General features: G+C 56.3%; 24 protein-coding genes. 6 read left to right on the plus strand and 18 right to left on the minus strand.

Features of this window, described 5'->3' with window-relative positions:
- Positions 1-11: 11 nt before the first annotated feature.
- Positions 12-1,574, plus strand: a complete 1,563-nt coding sequence (locus U8U68_RS03420) for a phage tail tip lysozyme (protein WP_322199445.1) — start codon at positions 12-14, stop codon at positions 1,572-1,574.
- 17 nt (positions 1,575-1,591) lie between these two features.
- On the plus strand, positions 1,592-2,026 hold the full coding sequence (locus tag U8U68_RS03425; RefSeq protein ID WP_322199446.1) for a hypothetical protein: 435 nt from the start codon (positions 1,592-1,594) through the stop codon (positions 2,024-2,026).
- Positions 2,027-2,109: 83 nt separating this feature from the next.
- Here U8U68_RS03425 and U8U68_RS03430 read toward each other — a convergent pair whose 3' ends face one another.
- Complete coding sequence (locus tag U8U68_RS03430) at positions 2,110-2,808, minus strand: LptM family lipoprotein (protein WP_304584583.1); 699 nt, start codon at positions 2,806-2,808, stop codon at positions 2,110-2,112.
- Between the two features lie 167 nt (positions 2,809-2,975).
- Here U8U68_RS03430 and U8U68_RS03435 point away from each other — a divergent pair, with 167 nt between their 5' ends.
- Complete coding sequence (locus U8U68_RS03435) at positions 2,976-3,221, plus strand: helix-turn-helix domain-containing protein (RefSeq protein WP_160265515.1); 246 nt, start codon at positions 2,976-2,978, stop codon at positions 3,219-3,221.
- 43 nt (positions 3,222-3,264) lie between these two features.
- Here U8U68_RS03435 and U8U68_RS03440 read toward each other — a convergent pair whose 3' ends face one another.
- Positions 3,265-3,819 (minus strand): hypothetical protein, encoded by a 555-nt coding sequence (locus U8U68_RS03440; protein WP_322199447.1) that lies wholly within the window; start codon positions 3,817-3,819, stop codon positions 3,265-3,267.
- 283 nt (positions 3,820-4,102) lie between these two features.
- Between U8U68_RS03440 and U8U68_RS03445 the strand changes: the two genes are divergently transcribed.
- Genes U8U68_RS03445 through U8U68_RS03455 form a run of 3 tightly spaced genes read left to right on the plus strand, consistent with a single transcriptional unit; the run spans position 4,103 to position 5,684 of the window.
- Positions 4,103-4,318: a hypothetical protein gene (locus tag U8U68_RS03445; RefSeq protein ID WP_304584581.1), complete on the plus strand. Its 216-nt coding sequence runs from the start codon at positions 4,103-4,105 to the stop codon at positions 4,316-4,318.
- On the plus strand, positions 4,311-4,586 hold the full coding sequence (locus U8U68_RS03450) for a hypothetical protein (RefSeq protein ID WP_304584580.1): 276 nt from the start codon (positions 4,311-4,313) through the stop codon (positions 4,584-4,586). Before U8U68_RS03445 ends, U8U68_RS03450 begins: the two co-directional genes overlap by 8 nt.
- 60 nt (positions 4,587-4,646) lie before the next feature.
- Positions 4,647-5,684, plus strand: coding sequence for an IS30 family transposase (locus U8U68_RS03455; RefSeq protein WP_322199448.1), 1,038 nt, complete (start codon positions 4,647-4,649; stop codon positions 5,682-5,684).
- 484 nt (positions 5,685-6,168) lie between these two features.
- On the opposite strand, the gene U8U68_RS03460 is transcribed toward U8U68_RS03455, so the two are convergent.
- The 16 genes from U8U68_RS03460 to U8U68_RS03535 form a co-directional block, all read right to left on the minus strand.
- A complete protein-coding gene (locus U8U68_RS03460; protein ID WP_322199449.1) occupies positions 6,169-6,765 on the minus strand; it encodes a SpoIIIAH-like family protein in 597 nt (198 codons plus the stop codon).
- 35 nt (positions 6,766-6,800) lie between these two features.
- Positions 6,801-7,325 carry a SpoIIIAG-related protein gene (locus tag U8U68_RS03465; RefSeq protein WP_322199450.1) on the minus strand — a complete coding sequence of 175 codons (525 nt, stop codon included), beginning with the start codon at positions 7,323-7,325 and terminating at the stop codon, positions 6,801-6,803.
- A complete protein-coding gene (locus U8U68_RS03470; RefSeq protein WP_322199451.1) occupies positions 7,315-7,785 on the minus strand; it encodes a hypothetical protein in 471 nt (156 codons plus the stop codon). Before U8U68_RS03470 ends, U8U68_RS03465 begins: the two co-directional genes overlap by 11 nt.
- Before the next feature lie 14 nt (positions 7,786-7,799).
- Positions 7,800-8,924 (minus strand): stage III sporulation protein AE, encoded by a 1,125-nt coding sequence (locus U8U68_RS03475; RefSeq protein WP_322199452.1) that lies wholly within the window; start codon positions 8,922-8,924, stop codon positions 7,800-7,802.
- Entirely contained in the window at positions 8,921-9,319 is a 399-nt protein-coding gene (locus U8U68_RS03480; protein WP_322199453.1) for a SpoIIIAC/SpoIIIAD family protein, read from the minus strand. Before U8U68_RS03480 ends, U8U68_RS03475 begins: the two co-directional genes overlap by 4 nt.
- Complete coding sequence (gene spoIIIAC, locus U8U68_RS03485; RefSeq protein ID WP_322199636.1) at positions 9,316-9,510, minus strand: stage III sporulation protein AC; 195 nt, start codon at positions 9,508-9,510, stop codon at positions 9,316-9,318. The genes U8U68_RS03480 and spoIIIAC overlap by 4 nt, the downstream gene beginning before the upstream one ends.
- A 51-nt stretch (positions 9,511-9,561) precedes the next feature.
- Entirely contained in the window at positions 9,562-10,038 is a 477-nt protein-coding gene (locus U8U68_RS03490; RefSeq protein WP_322199454.1) for a stage III sporulation protein AB, read from the minus strand.
- Positions 10,035-10,991 (minus strand): stage III sporulation protein AA, encoded by a 957-nt coding sequence (locus tag U8U68_RS03495; RefSeq protein ID WP_322199455.1) that lies wholly within the window; start codon positions 10,989-10,991, stop codon positions 10,035-10,037. Before U8U68_RS03495 ends, U8U68_RS03490 begins: the two co-directional genes overlap by 4 nt.
- A gap of 107 nt (positions 10,992-11,098) precedes the next feature.
- Positions 11,099-12,244 carry a molecular chaperone DnaJ gene (gene dnaJ / locus U8U68_RS03500; RefSeq protein WP_322199456.1) on the minus strand — a complete coding sequence of 382 codons (1,146 nt, stop codon included), beginning with the start codon at positions 12,242-12,244 and terminating at the stop codon, positions 11,099-11,101.
- A gap of 208 nt (positions 12,245-12,452) precedes the next feature.
- Positions 12,453-14,291: a molecular chaperone DnaK gene (gene dnaK, locus U8U68_RS03505; protein WP_322199457.1), complete on the minus strand. Its 1,839-nt coding sequence runs from the start codon at positions 14,289-14,291 to the stop codon at positions 12,453-12,455.
- Between the two features lie 69 nt (positions 14,292-14,360).
- Positions 14,361-14,690, minus strand: a complete 330-nt coding sequence (locus U8U68_RS03510; RefSeq protein WP_322199458.1) for a MazG-like family protein — start codon at positions 14,688-14,690, stop codon at positions 14,361-14,363.
- Positions 14,691-14,705: 15 nt separating this feature from the next.
- Positions 14,706-15,239, minus strand: a complete 534-nt coding sequence (grpE, locus tag U8U68_RS03515) for a nucleotide exchange factor GrpE (RefSeq protein ID WP_322199459.1) — start codon at positions 15,237-15,239, stop codon at positions 14,706-14,708.
- 53 nt (positions 15,240-15,292) lie between these two features.
- A complete protein-coding gene (hrcA, locus tag U8U68_RS03520; protein WP_322199460.1) occupies positions 15,293-16,318 on the minus strand; it encodes a heat-inducible transcriptional repressor HrcA in 1,026 nt (341 codons plus the stop codon).
- Between the two features lie 203 nt (positions 16,319-16,521).
- Complete coding sequence (locus tag U8U68_RS03525) at positions 16,522-16,767, minus strand: hypothetical protein (protein ID WP_322199461.1); 246 nt, start codon at positions 16,765-16,767, stop codon at positions 16,522-16,524.
- A gap of 55 nt (positions 16,768-16,822) precedes the next feature.
- Positions 16,823-19,681, minus strand: a complete 2,859-nt coding sequence (locus U8U68_RS03530) for a glycoside hydrolase family 3 C-terminal domain-containing protein (protein ID WP_322199462.1) — start codon at positions 19,679-19,681, stop codon at positions 16,823-16,825.
- Between the two features lie 112 nt (positions 19,682-19,793).
- Positions 19,794-21,308, minus strand: coding sequence for an oligosaccharide flippase family protein (locus U8U68_RS03535; RefSeq protein WP_322199463.1), 1,515 nt, complete (start codon positions 21,306-21,308; stop codon positions 19,794-19,796).
- Between the last annotated feature and the right edge of the window lie 68 nt (positions 21,309-21,376).

The following is a 21,376-nucleotide window of genomic DNA, read 5'->3' on the forward strand; positions in this document are numbered from 1 at the left end:
AGGTTTTACAAATGGCATTGAGAGGAAAAACGGCGGAAGAACAGATTTATAATTTCCTGATCGGAAAGGGCATGACCCCGGCGGGAGCCGCGGGCCTTATGGGGAATCTGTACGCCGAAAGCGGCTTGAAGCCGACGAACATTCAAAACAGCTATGAAAAGAAGCTGGGATTCACAGACGAAACGTACACGGCGGCGGTAGATTCCGGCGCATACGGAAATTTCGTGAACGATTCCGCTGGGTACGGCCTTGCACAATGGACCTATTGGAGCCGAAAAAAGGCCCTTTTAGAGTTCGTCAAAGCGCGGGGCGCGTCGGTGGGCGATCTTGAAACACAGCTTGAATTTTTGCTTCATGAACTGAACACGGGTTATGCGGCGGTTCTGTCCGTCCTGAAAACGACGGGTTCGGTTCGGGCCGCGTCCGACGCGGTTTTGCTGAAATTCGAGCGGCCCGCAGATCAAAGCACAGCGGCGCAGGAACGCCGCGCTGGGTACGGACAGACCTACTATAACAAGTACGCCGCGGGAGCGGAGAAAGGGCAAGGAACTATGACAGCAAAAGAGAAGCAGAACCGGGCGAACATTGTTGCAATCGCTGAAAGCTTTTTCGGGTGCAAAGAGAGCGACGGGAGCCACAAGAAGATAATCGACATTTACAATGCGGACAAGCCGCTGGCCCGCGGCTACCCCATGAAGTACACCGACGCGTGGTGCGCGTGCTTTGTGTCCGTTGTAAGCATTCGGGGCGGCGCATTGGCGGTCATGCCAAAGGAAGTCGGTTGCGGAAAAATGATTGAACTATACCAAAAGCTGGGACGCTGGCAGGAAAACGACGCATACGTTCCGGCCCCCGGCGACGTGGTTTTTTACGACTGGAACGACGGCCCGAACTATGCGGCAACCGACAATACAGCCGCGCCCGATCACGTCGGAATCGTGGTATCTGTCACAGGGTCCACAATCAAAGTGATTGAGGGCAACATGAGCAACGCGGTGGGGTATAGAAGCCTTGCCGTCAATGGGCGGTATATTCGCGGGTTCGGATTGCCTGATTTTTCGGCGGTTACGGTCAAAGCTCCCGCAGGAACCGCCACGCGGCCCGCAGAGCCGCCCGCAACGTCTACGGGGTCAAATGATACACAGGGCGCGGGAATGCCCGTTGTGGGCGACGTGGTGCGTTTTACGGGCGCGGTGCATTATGCAAGCGCAAACGCAAACAGCGGCCCCGCGTGCAAGCCGGGAACGGCAAAGGTCACACAGCTTGCACCGGGGACGAAACACCCGGTTCACCTTATCGCGCAGAGCGGCGGCGGGTCCACGGTTTACGGCTGGGTTGACCTTGCAGACATTCAGGGCCGGGCGTCCGCAGGGACCGCCACGGCCCCGAAAATGCGCGTCGGTGCGCGGGCGAAGTATTCCGGCCCCCTGTATAGGGACAGCAACGGAAACGGGCAGGGAATGAACGTGAACGGCACGTACACGGTCAAATATTATTATCCGGGCCGCAAATGCGGCGTACATATTGACGGGCTGGGCTGGGTTCCTGAATCCGCCTGTTCCGTCGTCGGCTAAAGAAAGGGGAAACAACAATGAATATTATTCAATTTCTGTTCGCAAATTGGGACAGCGTGCTGGTTATCCTTGCGTTCCTTGCCCTGATCGTCGTACTTGTCAAGCGCGGCGAAACAAAGGTGCTGAACAAGGTTCTTTTTAGCCTTGTTACACAGGCAGAAAAGCAGTTCGGTGGCGGAACAGGAAAGTTGAAGCTTGCCGCCGTGTCCGACTGGATTTACCAGCGGATTCCCGCCGTTCTAAAACTGCTTTTCAGCGAAAAGGACATTGAAAGCATGATCGAAACCGCGCTGGAGGAAGCGAAAAAGGCGTGGGGCAACAATGAGAACATAGCGGCGTATATTGAACCGACGACCGAAATTGTCGTTACTGCTTCCCCGCTGGAAGTGGAAGCAATCGACACAGAATTGAAAGCAGAGCCGGGGACGATAGTTCCCATGAACGAAAAATAACCGTCCGATTCGGACAGGTTCGGACAACATGAAAGCCCGCCGGGATTTTGCCCCGGCGGGCTTTTTATGTTGGCGGGCGGTATTTAGTCGGCCTGTTCGTATGTGTAAGAGCCGTCCACGCCGCGCGTGATAAATCCGGCGGTATCAGTAACGCGCCCGTCGTCGTCGAGGGTTCCATAAACGGGAATCGTTACGTCGGAGCCGTCAAAGACAATCCCTGTTCCGTCGTCACACTTAATCGTGAAATAGTTGTACCCGCTATCTTTTACGACGGTTTCGGCAAATTCGGCGAAATTTTCCGCCGTAAGTTCTGCAAGCTGGGACTTTAGGACGCTGACAAAAGCCCGTTGCCCGATCACGTCGCCGGAACCGCTTTTCACATCGGAAGTTTTCACGTCACAGTCAAGCAAGAAGTTATATTGTTTGTATTCAGGATAAAGAACGTCTTTGCCGTCGCTGATTTCGGAAATCGTGCCGTCGTCGTTCATCATAACTTCAAGGGTATTTGTCCCCCAGCGAACCTTGTAAACGCCGTCGGTTTCGGAAACCGTGCTGATCTTACCGTCAAGGCCGCAGGACACAAGAGCAATGAAAACGTCGTCGGCCTGTTCCGGCGTGATCTGCATATCTGCCCGAATTGTGTTCATCGAATCCGGGTAGAAATCATATTGCGCGGAAAGTTCGCTTGATTTCGGCGTGTCGAGATCAACCAGCACGTCGCCGCACGCGGAGAGGGACAGCGCAAGCCCCGCCGCAAGGATAAGAGAAAGAACCCTTTTCATTTTGGAATCCTCCATTCCGCCGCCCGAAAGGTTAGGCGGCTTGCTTATTTTTTCAAAGGTGGAACCGTCTGTTTCAACGTCGTTCTGACCTTTAACACAATTATACACTTGCCACGTGTTAAAGTAAAGAATAAAGCGGAACTTTAACACATAGGAGGGAAGCCGCATTGAAGATTTACGAATACAAAGGCCGAAAGAACCTTTGCGGACAGCGGATAAAAGAAGCCCGCGCCCGTCGGAACATAACGCAAGCCGAACTTGCCGCCCGCTTGCAGATTGCAGGGGTAACAATGGAGCGGGACAGCGTAAGCCGAATTGAGATCGGGACCCGCTTTGTTACCGACTACGAATTGACTGTGCTTGCAAAGGTGCTGGGCGTGTCTATGGAATGGCTGACAGAACAGGAAGATTAAAAGCCCGCCGGGAATGGAACCCGGCGGGCTTTTGTGTTAAGTATCAGCAGACGAACACGCCCAGGGGGGAGCCGCCCGCAGAACGCCAGCCCCGGCGGTGAATATCGGAAAGGCGGACCCGTTCGGGCTTGCCGGGGCGTTCGTCCCAGCGAATCAAGGCGAAAACGCCGCCGCGGGTGAAGCGTCCGGCGGGTTCGTCGCAGAATCCGACGACCGTTCCGCCCTGAACGGGATAGCAAGCCCCGCACACGCATTCGACGCGCTGACCCAGCATGACAATAACTGCGCCGTCGTCGGCGGGCTGGGAGATCGTCACGATTTTAGAGGGGGCCGCGTCCCCTGCAACGGGCGCGGGGGCGGCGGGTTCCTCTTTCTGCTGAACTTCATATTCAGCGCGGAAAACGGGGGCCATAGAATAACGATCAGGAATAACATATTCGCCGCGTTCGTCGCTGAAAAGCTTTGTACGGCGGGTTTCGCCGTCCCGCTCGAATGTAACGGTTTTTTCAGTGCGATTCACAATTTTAATTGTGAATATGCAGTTATGGTCACACGCGCTTGTGTCAAAGTATTCCTTACCGATTTCAAATTTTTTCATTTTGATTACCTCCATATATGAAACGAAATGTTTTAGTTACTTTTTTACCGTGTCGGCCCCCTTTTCGTGTCGGCCCGTAAGGTTGGCCCCCGCCGTATTCTTAACGCCCCGGCAGGTGGGCGGCTTATGTTTCCCTCTTTCTGTCTTTTATTATATACTAACGTTAGTATAATAGCAAGATGGAATTTTGCACAAATATACTAACGTTAGTATGTACAATATTTATACTTGCGTTAGTATAGAAAGCGTGGTATAATGGAAAACAAAAACGGAGGTGGAGCAAATGCCCGGAAAATACGAAACACCGCGCGGAAAAGCCGCAACAGACGCGAAGCGAAGATATTATGAAAAAACCTATGATCGACTTTATCCGGCGGTCAAAAAAGGGAAAAAGGAACTTTACATTGCCGCGGCAAAGGCTGCTGGAAAGTCGCTGAATGAATGGATAGAAACAACGCTTGACGCGGCGGCGGGAATTGAGGGAAAAGATCATGAATGAATGCAAAGTGTTCTTTCACCCCGCTTTTGCGGAAGCAGTTAAGGACGTGGCAAAATTAGACGAAGAGCGGACGCGCCTTCAAACAGTCATGGAAAACAATGCGTTCGAGCGGGTACGAAGAATTATTGAAACACAACCATTGAGGACGCGAACCGCGCTTTATTGGTCCATTTACAAAGCTACTTGCGCCGGGCAGGATTTTTCCCGTGTGGATTCGATGAAGGATATAGCGGATATATACACCCAGTTCAACGGGCAAGGCGGTTGAAACGTAAAAAGGCGGCGGGCATTACGCCCGCCGCCTTTGCTTATGGAGGAAATAAAGAATATGAACTATAAGGGGAATCAACATTTGAAGTGGGAAGATCGGCTTTCCCTTGAACGTATGCTAAAGATAAAAACGCCGAAACCGAAAATTGCGGAAGCTTTGGGCGTTTGCCTGAAAACCGTATACAATGAAATTGCGCGGGGAATGTGCGAACAGCTTACAAGCGAACTGGAACCCGTGTCGCGCTATTGCGCGGACGTTGCGGAACGAAAGTATCAAGAGCATTTGCGGGCAAAGGGGCCGGACATAAAGCTGGGGAAAGACTTTGCTTTTGCGGAGTATATCGAAGAACAGATTATTGAAAAGAAGAGGTCCCCCGGCGCGGCTTTGGCGCAAATTGCGATTGACGGAATGGAGTTCGACACCCATATTTGCGAAACGACCCTTTATAACTGGATTTATCGGGGCGACATTTTCTTGAATGTTACGGCGGAACACCTTTTGTATAAGGGGGACCACAGAAAGCCAGAGGACAGGGACAGGCAGAAACGGGCGCGGCCCGCAAAGGGGGACACCATAGAGGAACGCCCACAGGAAGTAGCAGACCGCGAAACTTTCGGGAATTGGGAAATGGATAGCATTATAGGTTGTAAGGGAAGCAAGGCCGCGCTGGTGGTGCTGACAGAGCGGTTGACCCGTTACCCCGTGATTTTTCGCGTTCCCGATCACACGATGGAAAGCATCGTGCGGGGGCTTGACCGTATAGAGCGGAGGATGGGCGCGGGGTTCCGGCAAGTGTTCAGGTCAATAACGGTTGACAACGGAAGCGAATTTCAGGATTGCGCCGGAATGGAGAGGTCAAAGCGGGTGCGGAAGCCCCGCACAAAGATTTATTATTGCCACCCGTATTCTGCATACGAAAGGGGGAGCAATGAGAACATGAACCGCATTATCCGGCGTTTCTTTCCAAAGGGAACAAGCTTTGATGAAGTGACCGCGGCGGAGGTTGCAGAAGTTGAAGAGTGGCTGGCGAACTATCCCCGGCGGATATTGGGCTGGGCAACGCCGCAAATGCTTTTCGAGCGGTACATAACATAGCCCATGAATAATTGAACAGAAAGGGAGCGGAGCCGGAAGCGAAAAAACGCCCGGTTTGGTTTCTTGTTGCCTTTTTGCACAAAAGCGGGGGTTCCAAACGCGCCGGAACCCCCGCTTTTCACAAGTAGGGAAAATTTATTGAACTTTTTTGTAATTTAGTCTTGACATTTGGCCAAGTAAAAAAATTCGTAAGAATTTTCACCTGCCGCCCAATGGGTTCTATCGACGATCCCTTTTAAACGCGTTTGAGCCCCTGAAAATAATGGGTTTCAAGCGCCCGACTCCGCCGCAAATTGTTAGACGCGGCCTTTTCGCTTTCTTTGGCTCGTTTAAAAAGTCGGAAACGCCGTCCTTTTCTTCAGAAGAGGCCACTTTCCGCATGGAAAATCCTTGCTGTACAAGTAGCCTGCGATTTTCTCCTTGAAATTCACCGTTCTGGACAAAAAATTTGTCATCCCCCCTATTTTCAAACAATCCCTAATCTTCATTCATGATTCGACTGGCTCTCTTCCTTTGGCGCTGGCACAATCTTGATTTTCTCTGCCGAAAGCCCTGTCTGCTCCATAACCACCTCCTGCACTACCAGCATGTCGCTGTCTCCCATATCGCCAGAGACCACCACGCTGCACTGGCCGTCCACTATGTAGGCCACGCATTCCTCATAGCCCTTGGCTTTCAGCAGGTTTTCCACATTGGTCTCCTTCAGTATATTCTGGGCCATGGCCGAGGCCTGCTCTACCGCCACTTTTTTTGCGTCGCTGTCCGCGTCCACATCTTCCAGCACGCCGTCCAGCAGTTCCATGGCCTCGTCTCGAGAGTTCTGCCGGTTCATTCTGGCTTCCGCCAAAGAGCTGCCAGTGGCCGGGGCATTGGCTTGGGTAGAGCCCTGTAGGTCATCCGAAACCGTCTCCACATAAGCATTGTTCACCAGCTGCGCGGCCCCCAGCTGGCTGCTGGTGGTCCCCTCTCCTACAGGAAGCTTATTTGTCCCTGTGAACTGCCAGTTTAAATACACCGCGGCCCCCAGCGCCAGTACCAACGAGGCCAGTACCAGCTGTTTTCTACCAAGTTTTTTCATCATGATTAACCCACCTTTATGATTGTTTTTTGTTGTGCTTATCCGCCGCTACTCACCACGCAGACACGGGAAGCCGAAACCCCCAGAGCTGTGCGGGCCGCGTTGATGAGCCTTTCCTGCACCATTGGGTCGGCGGCACTTCTGCTCACGATCACCACCCCTTTAATCTCTGGCTGTATATCCGCCAGCCGCAGCCCGCTTTGCGCCCCCTGGGCGTCTTCCAGAATCACGTGGGTGCTCTCGGTTTCCTCGCCGTTCTGCCGGCTGTCTGCCGCATAGACCCAGCGTCCGCTATTTTTCAGAGTTATCATCACCTCCGGTGCTTCCTCTCCTGTTATGGCCCTTACCACCCGGGTCAGGTCCTCTTCCAGGCGCTTTTGGCAGTCCTCCACAGCCTGTTCCTCTGTGGAGCGCTCTGGCCCGCTATCCGTCTCCTTGGAGAAACCCAGGGTGGATAAATAGATCAGCAGTATCCCCCCCATCCCCAGCAGCACGGCCAGACTGACCAATTTTTTTCCCGCAACAGCGTCTTTTAGACGGTCTATCCATTTTCTAAGCTCCATCCGTTGTTACCTCTATCAAGACATCGGGCCCCAGGGCGTTTTGCAGCAGTGCCCTGGCCCGCTGGGCCTCGCTCTCGAACTGGAACCAAGCCTGCGTCTTTGTTAATACTATGCGGGAATCCCCGTCAATATCTACCTCCACCAGGATTTTTTTCGCCTGCATCCCCGCCGCCCCCAGCAGCCCCTGTAAATATCTTTCGGCCTCTTCCTGTGCGGCGGCTGTGTACTGGCCGTTTACATAGTTCTGAAGCTCCTGGTTTTCCCAATTCCCTTGCAGCTCTCCAAAAGAAGCCTCCCAGCGCAAAGAAAATACCTGAGCCAGTGCGCTGACCAACAGAACCAGTACCACCAGCGCCTGGGTAAAGCCCAGCATCTTATTTTTGGGGCAGAGCTGGGCAATGAGTTCCACCCCTAAAATCACCGCGCAGACAATTCCAGTATGTTCCAGCAGTTCTTCCATGGACACTCCTCCTTCTATCCTCCCGCGAATACCACCGCCGCCGCACTGACTGCGCACACGGCCCACAGGCTGGCTAATATCCCCAGGACCATTTTCACTGTTCCTGCAAAGGCGTTCATCAGTCCACCGGCCTTTCCAACGTCAAAAAGCTCTCCCGCTGCCTGACCCGCCGCACATACCCCTGACCAGAGGACGCACTCTAGAATGGCTGGCAGAAAAATGCACACCGCAGCCAGCACCCCAAAGGCCCCCACCCCTGATTTCACCATGTGCACACTGTTTTGGATGGCCCCCAAAGCGTCCCCTAGAGCTCCACCCACAATGGGCACCCCAGTAGACAGCGCCAGTTTAGCGGCCTTGGCCGTAGCGGCGTCCGCTTGGCTGTTCACTGCCGTTTGCACTGACAGGATTCCTGTAAACAGCGTCACCGCCATGGCCAGCACCCATTTTCCTAGGCTGTATACCCACCCCGCCAGCTTGTTCAGTTTTGCCCCAGACACCGCCGTGGCCACCGACACCCCTAAGTACACCTGCACCAGGGGGAGCAAAAACCCGCAAATAACCACCGGGATGGCTCCCCCGGCGCCCATGGCCAGCAGACTATATCCGCTCCCTGTAATGGGGTTTCCCGAGGCAGCCAATAGGCCCGCATATACCGGTACCGCTGCCGTTAAAAAGCCAGCGGCCGCCTTTGCCACTGCTTGGCACCCGGAAATAATCCCCAGCACCGGCCCTGCCATGACAACCCCGCAGGCCGCTGCCCCAATTAGCTGCACAATGCCCGCCGCCCCCTCCTCATCAAAACATCCGGCCAGCCGGCTAAGCACACAGATCCCCAGCAGCGCGGCCAAAGCCTTTAGGGGGGCGCTAAGCTTGTCCCGCAGCATCCGGGATACCGCTTGGAACGCCTCTGGTAAGTCCAACCCGCCGCCAGCTATTCCCTCTCCGGCTCCAGCCCTTTCCAGCAGGTCTTTTGCCTCTTGATCCAGTTGGCGGTAAACTTCCCCCGCTCCGCTGGCCCGAAGAAGCTCCTCCTGAGAGCATCCCTCATAAGCCAGGGCTCCGAGGGGCAGTGAAAACACGGTGAGCAGAATAAAAACCCCTACCCCCAGGCGCATAATTCTTCGTTTTATTTTCATAGGCTAATAATTTCCCCCAGATACTGGAACAGCTGGGCCAGCACCGGCATGCTGGCTGCCAGCACAGCCACTTTTGTAGCCAGCTCCACCCCATAGGCCAGAGCGGACTCTCCCGCGTCCTTGCACATCCTGGCCGCCAGTTGCCCTGTCACTGTAAGGCCCACCGCCTTTAGCATTACCCCTAAACACTCCCCTTGCAGCTGGCCCGATCCGGTGAGGGACGCAATTTGCTCTGCCAAAGGTCCCGCTTTTTCTAGTACATTGAGAATCATCAGCACCGCCGCGGCGGCAGTCAGCAGCAGGGCATACTCCCGGTTGCTCCGCTTCACCAGGGCTCCAAACACCGAGGCGCACAGCGCGCACACGGCAATGCCCACCAACGCCCCGGCACTCATAGCTGAAAAATAGACTTCACGGCCTGAAACAGGGCGTTGATCTCTTGAATCAGCATCATTAATACTACAATGAGTCCGGCTAAAGTAGTCATCATAGCCTGTTCCTCCCGGCCCGAACGAATAAGCAGCTGATTCAGCACAGCCACTATGATACCAATGGCGGCGATTTTAAAAATCAGATCTACATCCACTGTTTTGTCAACTTCCTTTCCTGCCGGAGCAATCGTCACACAGAACCGCTTCTATATTACCACAATACACACCGCCACTCCCGCAAACAGCCCCAGCGCGGTGTATAACCGGTATTTTTCCCGGTACTCCCCCTGGGCTTGGGCCAGCTGTTCTTCTAGCAGAGCTCCATACAGCTGAAAGTGCTCCTGTTGCCCTTGGACCCCGCTAGCCCCCAACCCCTCCGCAAACTGGTTAAACAAATTCCTGTCCTTTTCGCTGGCTAAAATATCTTGTCCCGCTTGTTTTAAAGCCTCTAGAGGATCTCGGTCAAAGACCGCCTGCCGCCGGGCCTCTTGGCCAAACCGGCTCTCGTCCAGGGCCAACACCTGCCCCAAAGGCCGGGCAGCGTACAAAACCTCGGTCCGGGTTTGCTGTATAAACCGCTTTAGCTCCGCCAGGGCAGATACCCGGCTTTTCAGTTCCCAGGCACGGCCCAGTCCACAGGCCAAACCGCTGGCCATCAGCAATAAAGCGCCTAAAAGCTTCATGATCCCTCTCCGCCTTTCTTAAAAGGCCGCACTCGTTCAATGGAACACAGCTTTCCCGGGTCCCCCCTTCCGCTTAGAGTGACCAATGTGCCAAAGGCGCCGGTCTCCAGCAGCTGGCGGCAAAGAGGGCGACTGTGGGCCCTTTCCCGGTTTCCATGCACTGTGGCAACAAGCCCCACCCCGGCAAACACCGCTCCATGCACCGCGTCTAGGTCCTCTGGGGCTAGCTCGTCGCAGACAATAATCTCTGGGGACAGGGTGCGAATGGCCATATGGAAGGCTTGCGTTTTTGGGCAGCCTAACAGCACGTCCGCGCAAGGCCCCAAATCAAATCCTGCCGAGTCCATCCCGGTCTCTCCAAAGCTCAGCTCCCCACGGTTGTCCAGCACCGCCACCCGCCGGCTGGGGCCAAAGCGCCCCAGGGACATAGACCGTGCCAGATCTCGAAGCAGGGTGGTCTTTCCGCTGGCAGGCTCGCCCACAATCAGCACGCCTTCCAGAGGGTCCACGCCCTCCAAAAAGAGCCTGTCCCCACAGCCTGGGGCGTCCCGAGGAATGCGGAACACCAGGGAGGTTACATCCCGCATTCCCCGCACCTGCCCGTTTTCCACCACCGTCGTACCGCACACCCCTGCCCGGCAGCCGCCGCCCATATCCACATAGCCCTGGCGAATCTCCTCCTCGTGGCTAAACACCGAGTGGCCGCAGATGCCAATAAACAGCTGGCGCATCTCTTCCGGGCTGATCCGCACCAGCCCTGGGACCAGTCCCCGGGCCGTTCCGCCAGACTCTTTGAGAAAAAACACGCCTTCCCGGCCACAAACCGCCACCGGTTGTCCACTTTTAAAGCGAATATCGCTGGCCTGGGCCTTAAGCGACTGGTTTAGGGCCAGCAGCCTTTCCCCATGCAGTGGCAGCCGCGCCGCCACCCGGTCGAAACCTAGCTCCCGCATTTTTGCACCGACCTTTCTTTTCCTGTTGGTTTATGTGTATGGTCCAGCCGGGGAAAATAGAACAAGCCCGCCCCCTCAGTTTTCTGAGAGAGGCGGGCCTGTATGCCTTAGTCGCCAAACATATCCTTTAGCTTACCAAAAAAGCTCTTGCGCTTCTGATAGTTTTTCTCGTCGGTATTGTTGTCCAGCTCGGCCAAAATTTCCTTCTGGCGCTTGTTCAGGTTCTTGGGTACCTCCACCGTCACTTGTACATACTGGTCGCCCCGCATCCGGCTGTGCAGGCTCTGAATGCCCTTGCCCTTCAGCCGAAACACATCCCCAGGCTGAGTTCCCTCGTGGACATGATAGCTCACTTTGCCGTCCAGGGTGGGAACCTCCACATCCGCGCCCAGGGCCGCCTGGGTAAAGGTGATGGGCATGTCGCACCACACGTCGTTGCCCCTGCGCTGGAAGATGGGGTGGGGCCGCACCGAGACGTACACGTGCAGGTCGCCGTTGGGGCCGCCGTTGGTCCCGGCGTTGCCCTTGCCGCTTACATTAAGAATCTGCTCGTCGTCAATGCCCGCTGGTATGGTGACCTCAATGGTTTTCCGGCGGCGCACCCGGCCCTTGCCGTCGCAGGTCTTGCAGGGGGTGTCCACAATCTTCCCCGCCCCCCGGCAGCGGTCGCAGGTCTGGGTGGACTGCACCACCCCAAAGGGCGTGCGCTGGCTCACCCGCACCTGGCCGGTGCCGTGGCAGTGTTCACAGGTTCTGGGGCTGGTGCCCGGGGCCGCGCCGGTGCCGTGGCAGTCGCCGCAGGTCTCGATCTGCTGGTAGTCCACATTTTTCTTGCAGCCCTTCGCGGCCTCTTCAAAGCTGATGGCCACATTGGCCTGCACGTCCCCGCCCTGCCGGGGGGCGTTGGGGTTGGCCCGGCGGGTGCCCCCGCCAAAGCCCCCAAAGAAGCTGTCGAAAATATCGTTGATGTCGAAGCCCGCCCCCTGGAAGGGGTTGCCGCCCCCGGCCCCGCCGCCAAAGTTTGGGTCCACCCCCGCGTGGCCGAACTGGTCGTACCGGCCCCGCTTGCCGCTGTCAGAGAGGACCTCGTAGGCCTCGTTGACCTCCTTGAACTTTGCCTCCGCGTCTTTATCGCCGGGGTTCAGGTCCGGGTGGTACTGCTTGGCAAGCTTGCGGTAGGCTTTTTTGATCTCGTCGTCAGAGGCGGACTTCTGTACGCCCAGCACCTCGTAGTAATCTCTTTTATCTGCCATCAAATCAACTCCCATTATGTGCTTTACAGCACAGATGGGCATTTTCTGTGAAAATGCCCATATTGTTGCTGTGCGCTAGACTGCCTCCGGCGGCTTAGGAAACTTTTTGTAAAAAGTTTCCTAAGAACCTTCAAAAACTTTTACTTCGCCACCCTTGGTGGAAATTTTCACCTTAGTGCTCGATATTTTTGCGTGCTCCCGTTTCTTATTACTCTACGTCTTTAAAGTCGGCGTCGTATACGTTGCCGTCGCCGCCGGGAGCGCCCGCGCCGGGGTCCGTGGGGCCCTGGGGGCCGCCGGAGTTGCCCTGGGGCGCGGCCTGCTGGTACAGCTTTTCACTGACCGCGTACACGGCCTTTTGCAGGTCGTCCATACCGGTCTTAATCTCTTCGACAGTGCCATTTTGCAGCTTATCCCGCAGGGCGGCCACCTTTACGTTGACCTCGTTTTTGTCAGCCTCCTGCAACTTGTCGCCGCTGTCGGAGACCAGCTTTTCAGCAGAGTAGCACAGGTTTTCAGCATTGTTCTTGGTGTCTACCTCTTCCCTACGCTTCTTGTCCTCCTCGGCGAACTGCTCGGCGGCCTTTACGGCCCGGTCGATGTCCTCTTTGCTCATATTGGAGCTGGAGCTAATGGTGATGTGCTGCTCCTTGCCGGTGCCCAGGTCTTTGGCGGAAACGTTTACAATGCCGTTTGCATCAATGTCAAAGGTAACCTCGATCTGAGGGATGCCCCGGGGCGCGGGGGCAATGCCGTCCAGCTTAAACAGGCCCAGCTGCTTGTTGTCCCGGGCAAACTCCCGCTCGCCCTGTAGCACATTGACCTCTACCTGGGTCTGGCCGTCGGCGGCGGTGGAGAAAATCTGGCTCTTCTTAGTAGGAATGGTGGTGTTCCGGTCAATAATCTTGGTCATCACGCCGCCCATGGTCTCTACGCCCAGACTCAGGGGGGTCACGTCCAGCAGCAGCAGCCCCTGGACCTCGCCGCCCAGCACACCGGCCTGAATGGCCGCGCCAATGGCCACGCACTCGTCGGGGTTAATGCCCTTAAAGGGATCTTTACCGATAAAGCCCTTCACCGCCTCCTGCACGGCAGGGATACGGGAGGAGCCGCCCACCAGCAGCACCTTGCTGATCTCATTAATAGAAAGTCCGCTGTCTGACAGAGCCTGGCGCACGGGGCCCATGGTCTTTTCCACCAGGTCGGCGGTGAGTTCGTTGAACTTGGCCCTGGAGAGGGTCATGTCCAGGTGCTTGGGGCCGGAGGCATCGGCGGTGATAAAGGGCAGGTTGATGGCTGCGGTGGTCACGCCGGACAGCTCAATCTTGGCCTTCTCGGCGGCCTCCTTAATGCGCTGCATGGCCATCTTGTCGCCAGAAATATCCACGCCCTGCTCCGTCTTAAAAGTGCTCACAATATGGTCAATGATTCGTTGGTCAAAGTCATCGCCGCCCAGGCGGTTGTTCCCCGCGGTGGCCAGCACCTCCTGCACGCCGTCGCCCATCTCAATAATAGATACGTCAAAGGTGCCGCCGCCCAGGTCGTAGACCATCACCTTCTGGTCGTTGTCTTTGTCCACGCCGTAGGAAAGAGCAGCGGCCGTAGGCTCGTTGATAATACGTTTCACCTCTAGGCCGGCGATCTTGCCCGCATCTTTGGTAGCCTGGCGCTGGGCGTCGGTAAAGTAGGCGGGCACGGTGATTACCGCGCTGGTAACAGTCTCGCCCAGGTAGGCCTCGGCGTCGGCCTTCAGCTTTTGCAAGATCATGGCGCTGATCTCCTGGGGGGTGTAGCTTTTGTCGTCAATACTTACCTTGTGGGCAGTGCCCATCTCCCGCTTGATCGAAGAGACGGTGCGCTCGGGGTTGGTGATAGCCTGGCGCTTGGCCACCTGGCCCACCATGCGTTCGCCGGTCTTACTGAACGCCACCACAGAAGGGGTGGTGCGGGCGCCCTCGGCGTTGGCGATAACTACCGGCTCGCCGCCCTCTATGACCGCCACACAGGAGTTTGTAGTGCCCAAATCGATACCAATCGTTTTTGCCATGATAGATTACCTCTCTTAGCTTTAAAATTAAGATACTGTGTTTATAAAGACAATGATTCTTTAAATCTTTTAGACATTGCGGGAACGTAGATAGTTTTCTTCGTCCTCTCTTGCTTCTATAAAAGCCTGTTCCAAATCAATCTGATAATATTCCGCCAAACGCATCACCTGGGCGATCACGTCGGCCATTTCATTACCCAAGCGTTCCTTAACTTCCTTTTCATCGCCGGTCCAGGCATAATAGTTCTCTTTCAGCATCACCTGCTTGGCCAATTCCCCCACCTGTTTGGCGAGTTCGATCATGGCCCCCTGCGCCTGCCAAGGCTGCCCTTCTATTTTGTAAAACCGCTTGACAATGCCACTATACATTTCCTGCATTTCCGCAAAGCTCAATCCCATGGGGCCCGCCTCCTCTCAGTTGGCCACCTGCACCATAGCGTGGCGGACCACCCGGTCTCCCAGCGTATAGCCCTTTTGCAGCACTGCCGAGATCACGTTCTCTCCCAGGTTCTCGTCCTCCACGTGGGCCACCGCGTTATGCAGGTTGGGGTCAAAGGCCTCTCCTACCTCCCCCACTGGGGTAATGCCCAGCTTCTCAAACACGGCTTCAATCTGCGCCTCGATCATCTCCACGCCCTTGCGCATATCCTCCGCCGAGGCGTTCTCCTGGCCCAGGGCCCGCTCAATATTATCCGCAATGGGAAGAATGGCCTGAACCGTGTCGGAAACGGCGTTATGATAGATGGCGCTTTTTTCGGCGGCGGTGCGTTTGCGAAAGTTGTCATACTCCGCCAGCACCCGCAGGTGCCGCTGTTTATGGTCTTCAAACTCTGCCCGCAGCTTTTCCAGCTCTGCCTCTTGGTCCGAAACCTCCTGGGGCTGCTCCGGTGGAGACTCTATTTCCGGCTGTTGCTTTTCCTTTTCTTCCGGAACTTTCTTGTCTTTCATTATACTAGACTCCTTTCGGAATATTTTTCATCATTCTCTGTGGCCTCCAGTCGTTACTCTTCTCTTGCCAACTGGGTCAGCTGGATACTGATTTCATGGGTCAGGTGGTCCAGCACTGCCGTTAGCCGGGGGTAATCCATCCGCATAGGCCCTACCACGGCAACCGCCCCCGCGTCCTGTCCATCCACCCGGTAACGGGCCACCAGCATGGAAAAACCCTCCAGTTCCGGGCGGCCGCATTCTTTGCCAATTAGCGCAGTCACTCGGCCTGGCTTCTGGCGCAATAAATCCGCCAGCTCCTCCCGGCGCTCCAAAAAGCCGATCATCTGCCGGGCTCCCATCATCCCCAGTTCTGGATATAGGAGTAAATTCATCTGCCCCCCCAGTATGGTCTCTGTGTGGGCTGTATCGTTCGCGGCCTCCAGCAAAGCCCGCAGCGGTGCGCCCACCAGGGCGTACATGCTTCCCAACGAGGCCCCCAGGCTTTGCAAAAAGGCAGGGGTTATCTCACAAACCGCTTTTCCCGCCACATTCTCATTAAGCACCCGAAAGAACACCCGCAAAATCTCATTGGTCAGGTCATAATCACAGTGAAATATCCTGCTCTTCATGGTGCCCGCGGAGCTCATCATCAATAGCATGGCCGTCCGCCGGCTGGTTTGTACCAGCTGTATGGCCTTTACTCGGGCCTGGGACCCGCCCGGAGTAGTCACTGCCGCCGCACACCGGCTAATGCCTGCCGCCGCCTGCACAGCCCGCAGCAGAAGCTGCTCGGGATCATATAGACCCGGGGCCAGCGCCGCGCCAATCTGCCGCGCCTGTGCTGGTTCCAACACCGGGACCACCATCAGCCGGTCCACAAACTCCCGGTACCCTCGTTGAGAAGGCACCCGCCCTGCCGAGGTGTGGGGCTGTTCCAAAAGACCCAGCTCTGTTAAGCTGGCCATTTCGTTGCGTACCGTGGCAGAGGAAACGCCAATCTCTTGTGCAATCGCCTTGCTGCCTATTGGCTCGCCGCTTTTGATGAAGCTGGTAACTACCGAGGCCAAGATCCTGTCCTTCCGCAGGGTCAACTCCATATGCACGGCTCCTTTCCGTGGCTCTTAGTTTAGCACTCTTTTGGGTTGAGTGCTAAACTGTATCTATAATGTACCACGATGGTCAGAAAAAGTCAATACCGCAATTTGTAAATTGTTTGTTAACTGCCGTCCTCCCGGGCGCGAAAAGGCCGCCAGCCAGAAATTCCTCACTGGCGGCGGCCTTTTTCATATAAACTGAACGCTTACTCTTCCGGCCCGGGCGCATCCTCTGTCTGCGCATCATATACGCCCGCCCATAGCTCCGGCGGCATATAGCTAATCTTGTTCTGGTCCTCCTCGGGCATGGCGTTAAACCACTCCAGCCACTCAATAGTCTCCTGGGACAGTTCCGCCTTGTCATAGGCCTGGCCCTGGTAATAGACTACGTCTGTGCCGCAGCCGGAAAGAATCAGCAAAGCGGCTAAGACGAAGATAAACCGTCTTTTCACAGAGAATCCCCTTTTATCAAAGTCTAGAACGCTTCTTTTGAACAGCCGGAAAAGCTCATTTTTTAAAGAACCGCAGGGACTTTAAGGACGCCTGGCCTACAAAGCATACCCGCAGGTCCACCGGGCCCTCTGTGGAGAGGATGTCCCCATAAAGAGGCGCGAAGTCCGTCAAGCTGCCGGTGCCCTGGCCGCACACACTCCCCAGAATTTTCCCTGTGGCGTTGTCCACCAGCATTAGCCGCACATTGCCAGCCGTGGAGGACACCAGAGCCTCCACGCGGTCGCAGCCGGTCAGGTCCACTGCCTGGTACACCGCGTAGCTCTTGTGGTCCTTGGCCTCCAGGTACTCCCGCCAGTCCCGCTTATCTGTCAGGAATTCCACTCCCCGGTAGTCCATCAGATCCAGGGCGTTCAGGGGCTTGCGGCCGTCCTTAGGCAGAACCTTTTCCCCCTCTATCTCAATGGAACCGCCCCAGCGGGTATCTTCCGAGGAGGCGCCTACCATTAGCCCATAGGTCCCAGACTCTACCACATAGCGCTCTTGCGAGGGGTCCCAGAACGCTAGGTCCTCCACCGGGAAGCGCAGCGCCACCTGGGCCTTTTGGCCCTTGGGCACCCGTACCCGGGCGAAGTCCTTCAGCATCTTCCGGGGCCGGGTGTACAGTGAATCCGGCGGCGTTACGTACAGCTGCACCACCTCATCGCCGTCGTACTCGCCCACGTTCTGAATCTCCAGGCTAACTGTGACGGTTTCTCCCTGCCGGTACGTTTTCTTGTCTGTCTTGGCTTCCGTATAGCCAAAGTCTGTATAGCTTAAGCCATAGCCAAAGGGATACAGAGGCTGGCCGTCAAAGTAGAGATAAGTGGTTTTGTTCTTCATGATGTCGTAGTCATCCAGGGCGGGCAGGTCCCGCACCGAGCGGTACCAAGTAGTGGGGGTGCGCCCGGCAGGCACGTTCTCCCCAAACAAAGTGGACGCCGCCACATGGCCCAGGCAGGGCCCCAGGTGGCTGCTGCACAGCACAGCCCCAGCCTGCTTGCGCTCTTTCACAATGGCGAAGGGGTAACCGGTAATCATATAAAGAACGGTGTTCTTGTTTACTTCCCATACCGCGTCCAGCAGGCCGCCCTGGCTGGCGGGCAGGTTGATGTCCGGGCGGTCGTACTCCTCCCGGGCGTTGACCAGCGGATGGTTGCCGGCGCAGACTAGGGCGTAGTCCGCCTGCGCCGCCAGCTTGGCGGCACGCTGGGCCCCAGAAGAAACCACCTCCACCGTAAACTGCACAGCGGTTTCATTGCCCTTGGCCACCACGGCGGCTACCCTGCCATCCTTGTCCACTGCCACATTGCGGCCCTGCCAGGTCTTTAGGCGCAGGATGCCGTCCTCTGTCTCGGCGGTAAACAGCTCCATCACAAACCAGCCAAAGGCCTGGTCCGCCACGCAGTTGATGGCCGGGTCCAGCTCCATCTTCTCGGGTATTTCCGCGCTGCGCTGGTCCTTAAAGCCCTGGCCCTCGGTAGCGTATTTACTGGTTTTCAAGGAGCGCAGGGTCCAGGAGCCGTAGTCCCAGTCATTGCGCTCAAAAACCTCTGCCTGGGCGGCGGTGTCCGCGTCCGCTACCAGAGAGCCGTCCTTCTCCTGGCGCAGGTACTTGCCGGTCTTGACAGACTTTAATACAATATGGTCCAAACCCTCATCAAACAGCACCCGGCTCTCTCCCAGCTTCTGCCGCAGGCCCTCTACCACAGGGGTCTGATGTTCGGCGTAGCCGCAGTACCAGCAGGTGTAGTTCTCGTTAGAAAGGGGCCCCACCACCGCCACGGTGCACTTGCCATCGTCCTTTAGGGGCAGCAGGCCGTTGTTCTCTAAAAGAATCATAGATTCCTCTGCCGCCTTTACCGCCAGGCTCTTATGTTTCTTGCTGGCCAGCAGGGACTGATCCATATGGGCGTAGGGATGGTTTTGGTCAAAGTCTCCCACCATAAAGCGGATGGTGAACATATCCACCAGGGCCTTGTCCATCATGGCCTCGGTGAGATACCCCTTGTCCAGGGCCTCCCGCACCGCGGGGTCCACCATCTCCCGGCTGTCCAGCATCATGTCCGCCCCCACGCCCAGGATGTCGGCAATAGACCGGGCATGATCCGGGTAGGTACGGTGGTCGGCCACGTTCTGGCCAAAGTCGCCGCCATCACTAAGGGCAAAGTCCATGCCCCACTCTTGTTTGCAGATGCGGCTCACGTCCGGGTTGTTCACGCCCTCCACACCGTTAATGCGGTTGTAGGCGGTCATCAAGCCCACGGCCCCGCCCTGACGGACGGCGGGCTCGAAAGCTTTTAGATAATACTCCCTCTTCAGCCGGGGGGTAATGTTTGCATTGGTCGTCTTGCGCTCATTCTCATAGTTATTGGCGTAGAAATGCTTGAGCAAAGGCGCGCATTTAAGGTAATAGGGGTCGTCCCCAGCCAAGCCCTTGGTATAGGCAGCGGTCAGCTTGCCCGTCAGGCAGGGGTCCTCGCCGTAGGCCTCCTCATTACGTCCCCACCGGGGGTCGCGCTCCATATCCACTGTGGGGCCAAACAGAGCCAAAGAGCTGGGCGGGTCCATCTGGCTGCTAACACGGACCTCGTCGCCGGCCATATCTCCCAGCTGCTCCATCAGCGCCGGATCGAACATGGCTGCCATGCCCCAGGGCTGGGGCAAAATGGTGGACTCCCGGCAGTTATTGCGCTGCACCAGGCCCCGGGCAATCTCCACACCAAAGTGGGTGGCGCTAATGCCCAGCCGGGGCACCTCATCCAGGCTGTTGGTAAACATGCCTGTTTTTTCCTCCCGGGTCAGCAGGGCCACCAGCTCCTGCGCACGCTGGCGGGGGGATAGGGACGAATCTTGAAAACGATAAGTATGGCTCATGTTGCTTCTCCTTGTACCTTCAAATTTGTTGGAGTTGAATCCACAGACTGGCAGGAAAAACCTTCTGCCTGACGAAAGTCTACCATAAACCCGTATTATTTGCAACTATTTTTTATGATTTTGCCGAAACTTTTTCTTGCGCCCCCATCAACTTCTCCGAGCCAAAATACCCGCCGGCAAACACTGCCGCCGCAATGGCGGTTTGCAGGAACACCTCTCCAAAGGGCGGCAGGCCCCACCCCGCCGCCGGTGAGGCCGCCCAGGCCCCACATACCGCCCACAACAGTGGAAGGATAACGTGCCTACTGACCGAGATATGCAGGTGGCTGACTTTCATCAGCCGGTGCAGGCTAAGGGCCGCGTTAAAAATGGTGCTGAAAAACAGGATATACACATAGCTTTCCATGCCAAAGAAACGCAGCAGGCACAGTACCAGGACCACCCGGATGAGAGAATCCGCAAAATTGTATTTCATGGAGTTAAATTGCTCATCCAGACCCTTCAAAAGGCTGTCAACTACCACGTCCAGGTAGGTCAGGGGCACCAGCGGGGCCAGCACCCGCAGGTAGGCCCCGGCGCTTTCGCTGCGGTAAAAGGCCCGACCCCAGCTGCCCCCAAAAGCCATAAACAACGCCGCGAAAAACATCCCAAAGGCCAGCGCCGCCTGTACCGCTCTTCCGGAGATATAGGCCACTGCTTTCGGGTGGCTTAGCTCCCGCTCCCGGGCAATTTTTGGGATGAGCAGCGAGGCAAAGGAAGTGAGGAATGACGAGGGAAAATACAGCATGGGCATGGCCATTCCCTGTAATAGGCCGTACTGAGACAGAGCGCTGTTATAGTTGAGCCCGTACCGCTGGAGCTCTCGGGGAATCAGCAGGTTCTCGCCAGTGTTCAGCATACTTTTGGCAGCGGAGCTCAAGGTACAGGGCAGGGCGATATGAGCCAGCCCCCGCAGCACCCCGGGGCTCTTCTCCCGACGGGCGGGGGTGTTCCGGCCCAGGCTCTTTCGATAGGCGCACCAGCTGGTGAGAAACGACGCTGCCTCTCCTAGGGTGGAGGCAGCCATAGCCCCCAGGCAGGCCATTTCGATGCCCTGGGGGGCAAAGCGCCAGAAGATAAATACTGTGGCCGCTATGGTGAGAATCTGCTCCAGGGCGTCGGAAAAAGCGGTATTTACAGACTCATCTACTGCCAAAAAGTATCCCTTCATACAGGTGCACAGGGACATAAAAGGCAGGCCCAGCCCCAAAATGCGCAGACAGGGGGCCGCGGCGGGGTTGCCCAGGAAAAAGGAGGCCGCAAAATCTGCCAAAAAGAAAAGACACAGGGCAATGCACAGGCTGATAGTCAAGCAAAAGGCAAAGCACCTGGCCACCAGCGACCGCACCCTTTGGCGCCGCCGGCCGGCAATGGCCGCGGTAACCATACGGGTCACCGCCAGGCTGATGCCGGAGGTGGAGAGGGTAACCGTCAGCATAAAGATGGAGAAAATCAGCTGGTACAATCCCATGCCCTGGGAGCCGATCTTTTGGGAGAGGTAGGAGCGGTAGCCCATATTGGTGACCCGAAGGAACAGTGAGACCGCTGTAAGCACAGCGCCCTGTAGGAAAAATTTTTTCTTTGTCATGGGACACCCCGTTTCCATTGATGATATTTGACAGAAGAGCGTAAGTGTACTATAATGGATAAAACTTG

The sequence above is a fragment of the Acutalibacter intestini genome, from assembly GCF_034334985.1.
In the GTDB taxonomy this organism is placed as follows: domain Bacteria; phylum Bacillota; class Clostridia; order Oscillospirales; family Acutalibacteraceae; genus Acutalibacter; species Acutalibacter intestini.

Coding starts and splice junctions, on each gene's coding strand:
- U8U68_RS03420 (WP_322199445.1), top strand. CDS start 12: ATGGCATTGAGAGGAAAAACGGCGGAAGAACAGATTTATAATTTCCTG.
- U8U68_RS03425 (WP_322199446.1), top strand. CDS start 1,592: ATGAATATTATTCAATTTCTGTTCGCAAATTGGGACAGCGTGCTGGTT.
- U8U68_RS03430 (WP_304584583.1), bottom strand. CDS start 2,808: ATGAAAAGGGTTCTTTCTCTTATCCTTGCGGCGGGGCTTGCGCTGTCC.
- U8U68_RS03440 (WP_322199447.1), bottom strand. CDS start 3,819: ATGAAAAAATTTGAAATCGGTAAGGAATACTTTGACACAAGCGCGTGT.
- U8U68_RS03445 (WP_304584581.1), top strand. CDS start 4,103: ATGCCCGGAAAATACGAAACACCGCGCGGAAAAGCCGCAACAGACGCG.
- U8U68_RS03450 (WP_304584580.1), top strand. CDS start 4,311: ATGAATGAATGCAAAGTGTTCTTTCACCCCGCTTTTGCGGAAGCAGTT.
- U8U68_RS03455 (WP_322199448.1), top strand. CDS start 4,647: ATGAACTATAAGGGGAATCAACATTTGAAGTGGGAAGATCGGCTTTCC.
- U8U68_RS03460 (WP_322199449.1), bottom strand. CDS start 6,765: ATGATGAAAAAACTTGGTAGAAAACAGCTGGTACTGGCCTCGTTGGTA.
- U8U68_RS03465 (WP_322199450.1), bottom strand. CDS start 7,325: ATGGAGCTTAGAAAATGGATAGACCGTCTAAAAGACGCTGTTGCGGGA.
- U8U68_RS03470 (WP_322199451.1), bottom strand. CDS start 7,785: ATGGAAGAACTGCTGGAACATACTGGAATTGTCTGCGCGGTGATTTTA.
- U8U68_RS03475 (WP_322199452.1), bottom strand. CDS start 8,924: ATGAAAATAAAACGAAGAATTATGCGCCTGGGGGTAGGGGTTTTTATT.
- U8U68_RS03480 (WP_322199453.1), bottom strand. CDS start 9,319: ATGAGTGCCGGGGCGTTGGTGGGCATTGCCGTGTGCGCGCTGTGCGCC.
- U8U68_RS03490 (WP_322199454.1), bottom strand. CDS start 10,038: ATGAAGCTTTTAGGCGCTTTATTGCTGATGGCCAGCGGTTTGGCCTGT.
- U8U68_RS03495 (WP_322199455.1), bottom strand. CDS start 10,991: ATGCGGGAGCTAGGTTTCGACCGGGTGGCGGCGCGGCTGCCACTGCAT.
- dnaJ (WP_322199456.1), bottom strand. CDS start 12,244: ATGGCAGATAAAAGAGATTACTACGAGGTGCTGGGCGTACAGAAGTCC.
- dnaK (WP_322199457.1), bottom strand. CDS start 14,291: ATGGCAAAAACGATTGGTATCGATTTGGGCACTACAAACTCCTGTGTG.
- U8U68_RS03510 (WP_322199458.1), bottom strand. CDS start 14,690: ATGGGATTGAGCTTTGCGGAAATGCAGGAAATGTATAGTGGCATTGTC.
- grpE (WP_322199459.1), bottom strand. CDS start 15,239: ATGAAAGACAAGAAAGTTCCGGAAGAAAAGGAAAAGCAACAGCCGGAA.
- hrcA (WP_322199460.1), bottom strand. CDS start 16,318: ATGGAGTTGACCCTGCGGAAGGACAGGATCTTGGCCTCGGTAGTTACC.
- U8U68_RS03530 (WP_322199462.1), bottom strand. CDS start 19,681: ATGAGCCATACTTATCGTTTTCAAGATTCGTCCCTATCCCCCCGCCAG.
- U8U68_RS03535 (WP_322199463.1), bottom strand. CDS start 21,308: ATGACAAAGAAAAAATTTTTCCTACAGGGCGCTGTGCTTACAGCGGTC.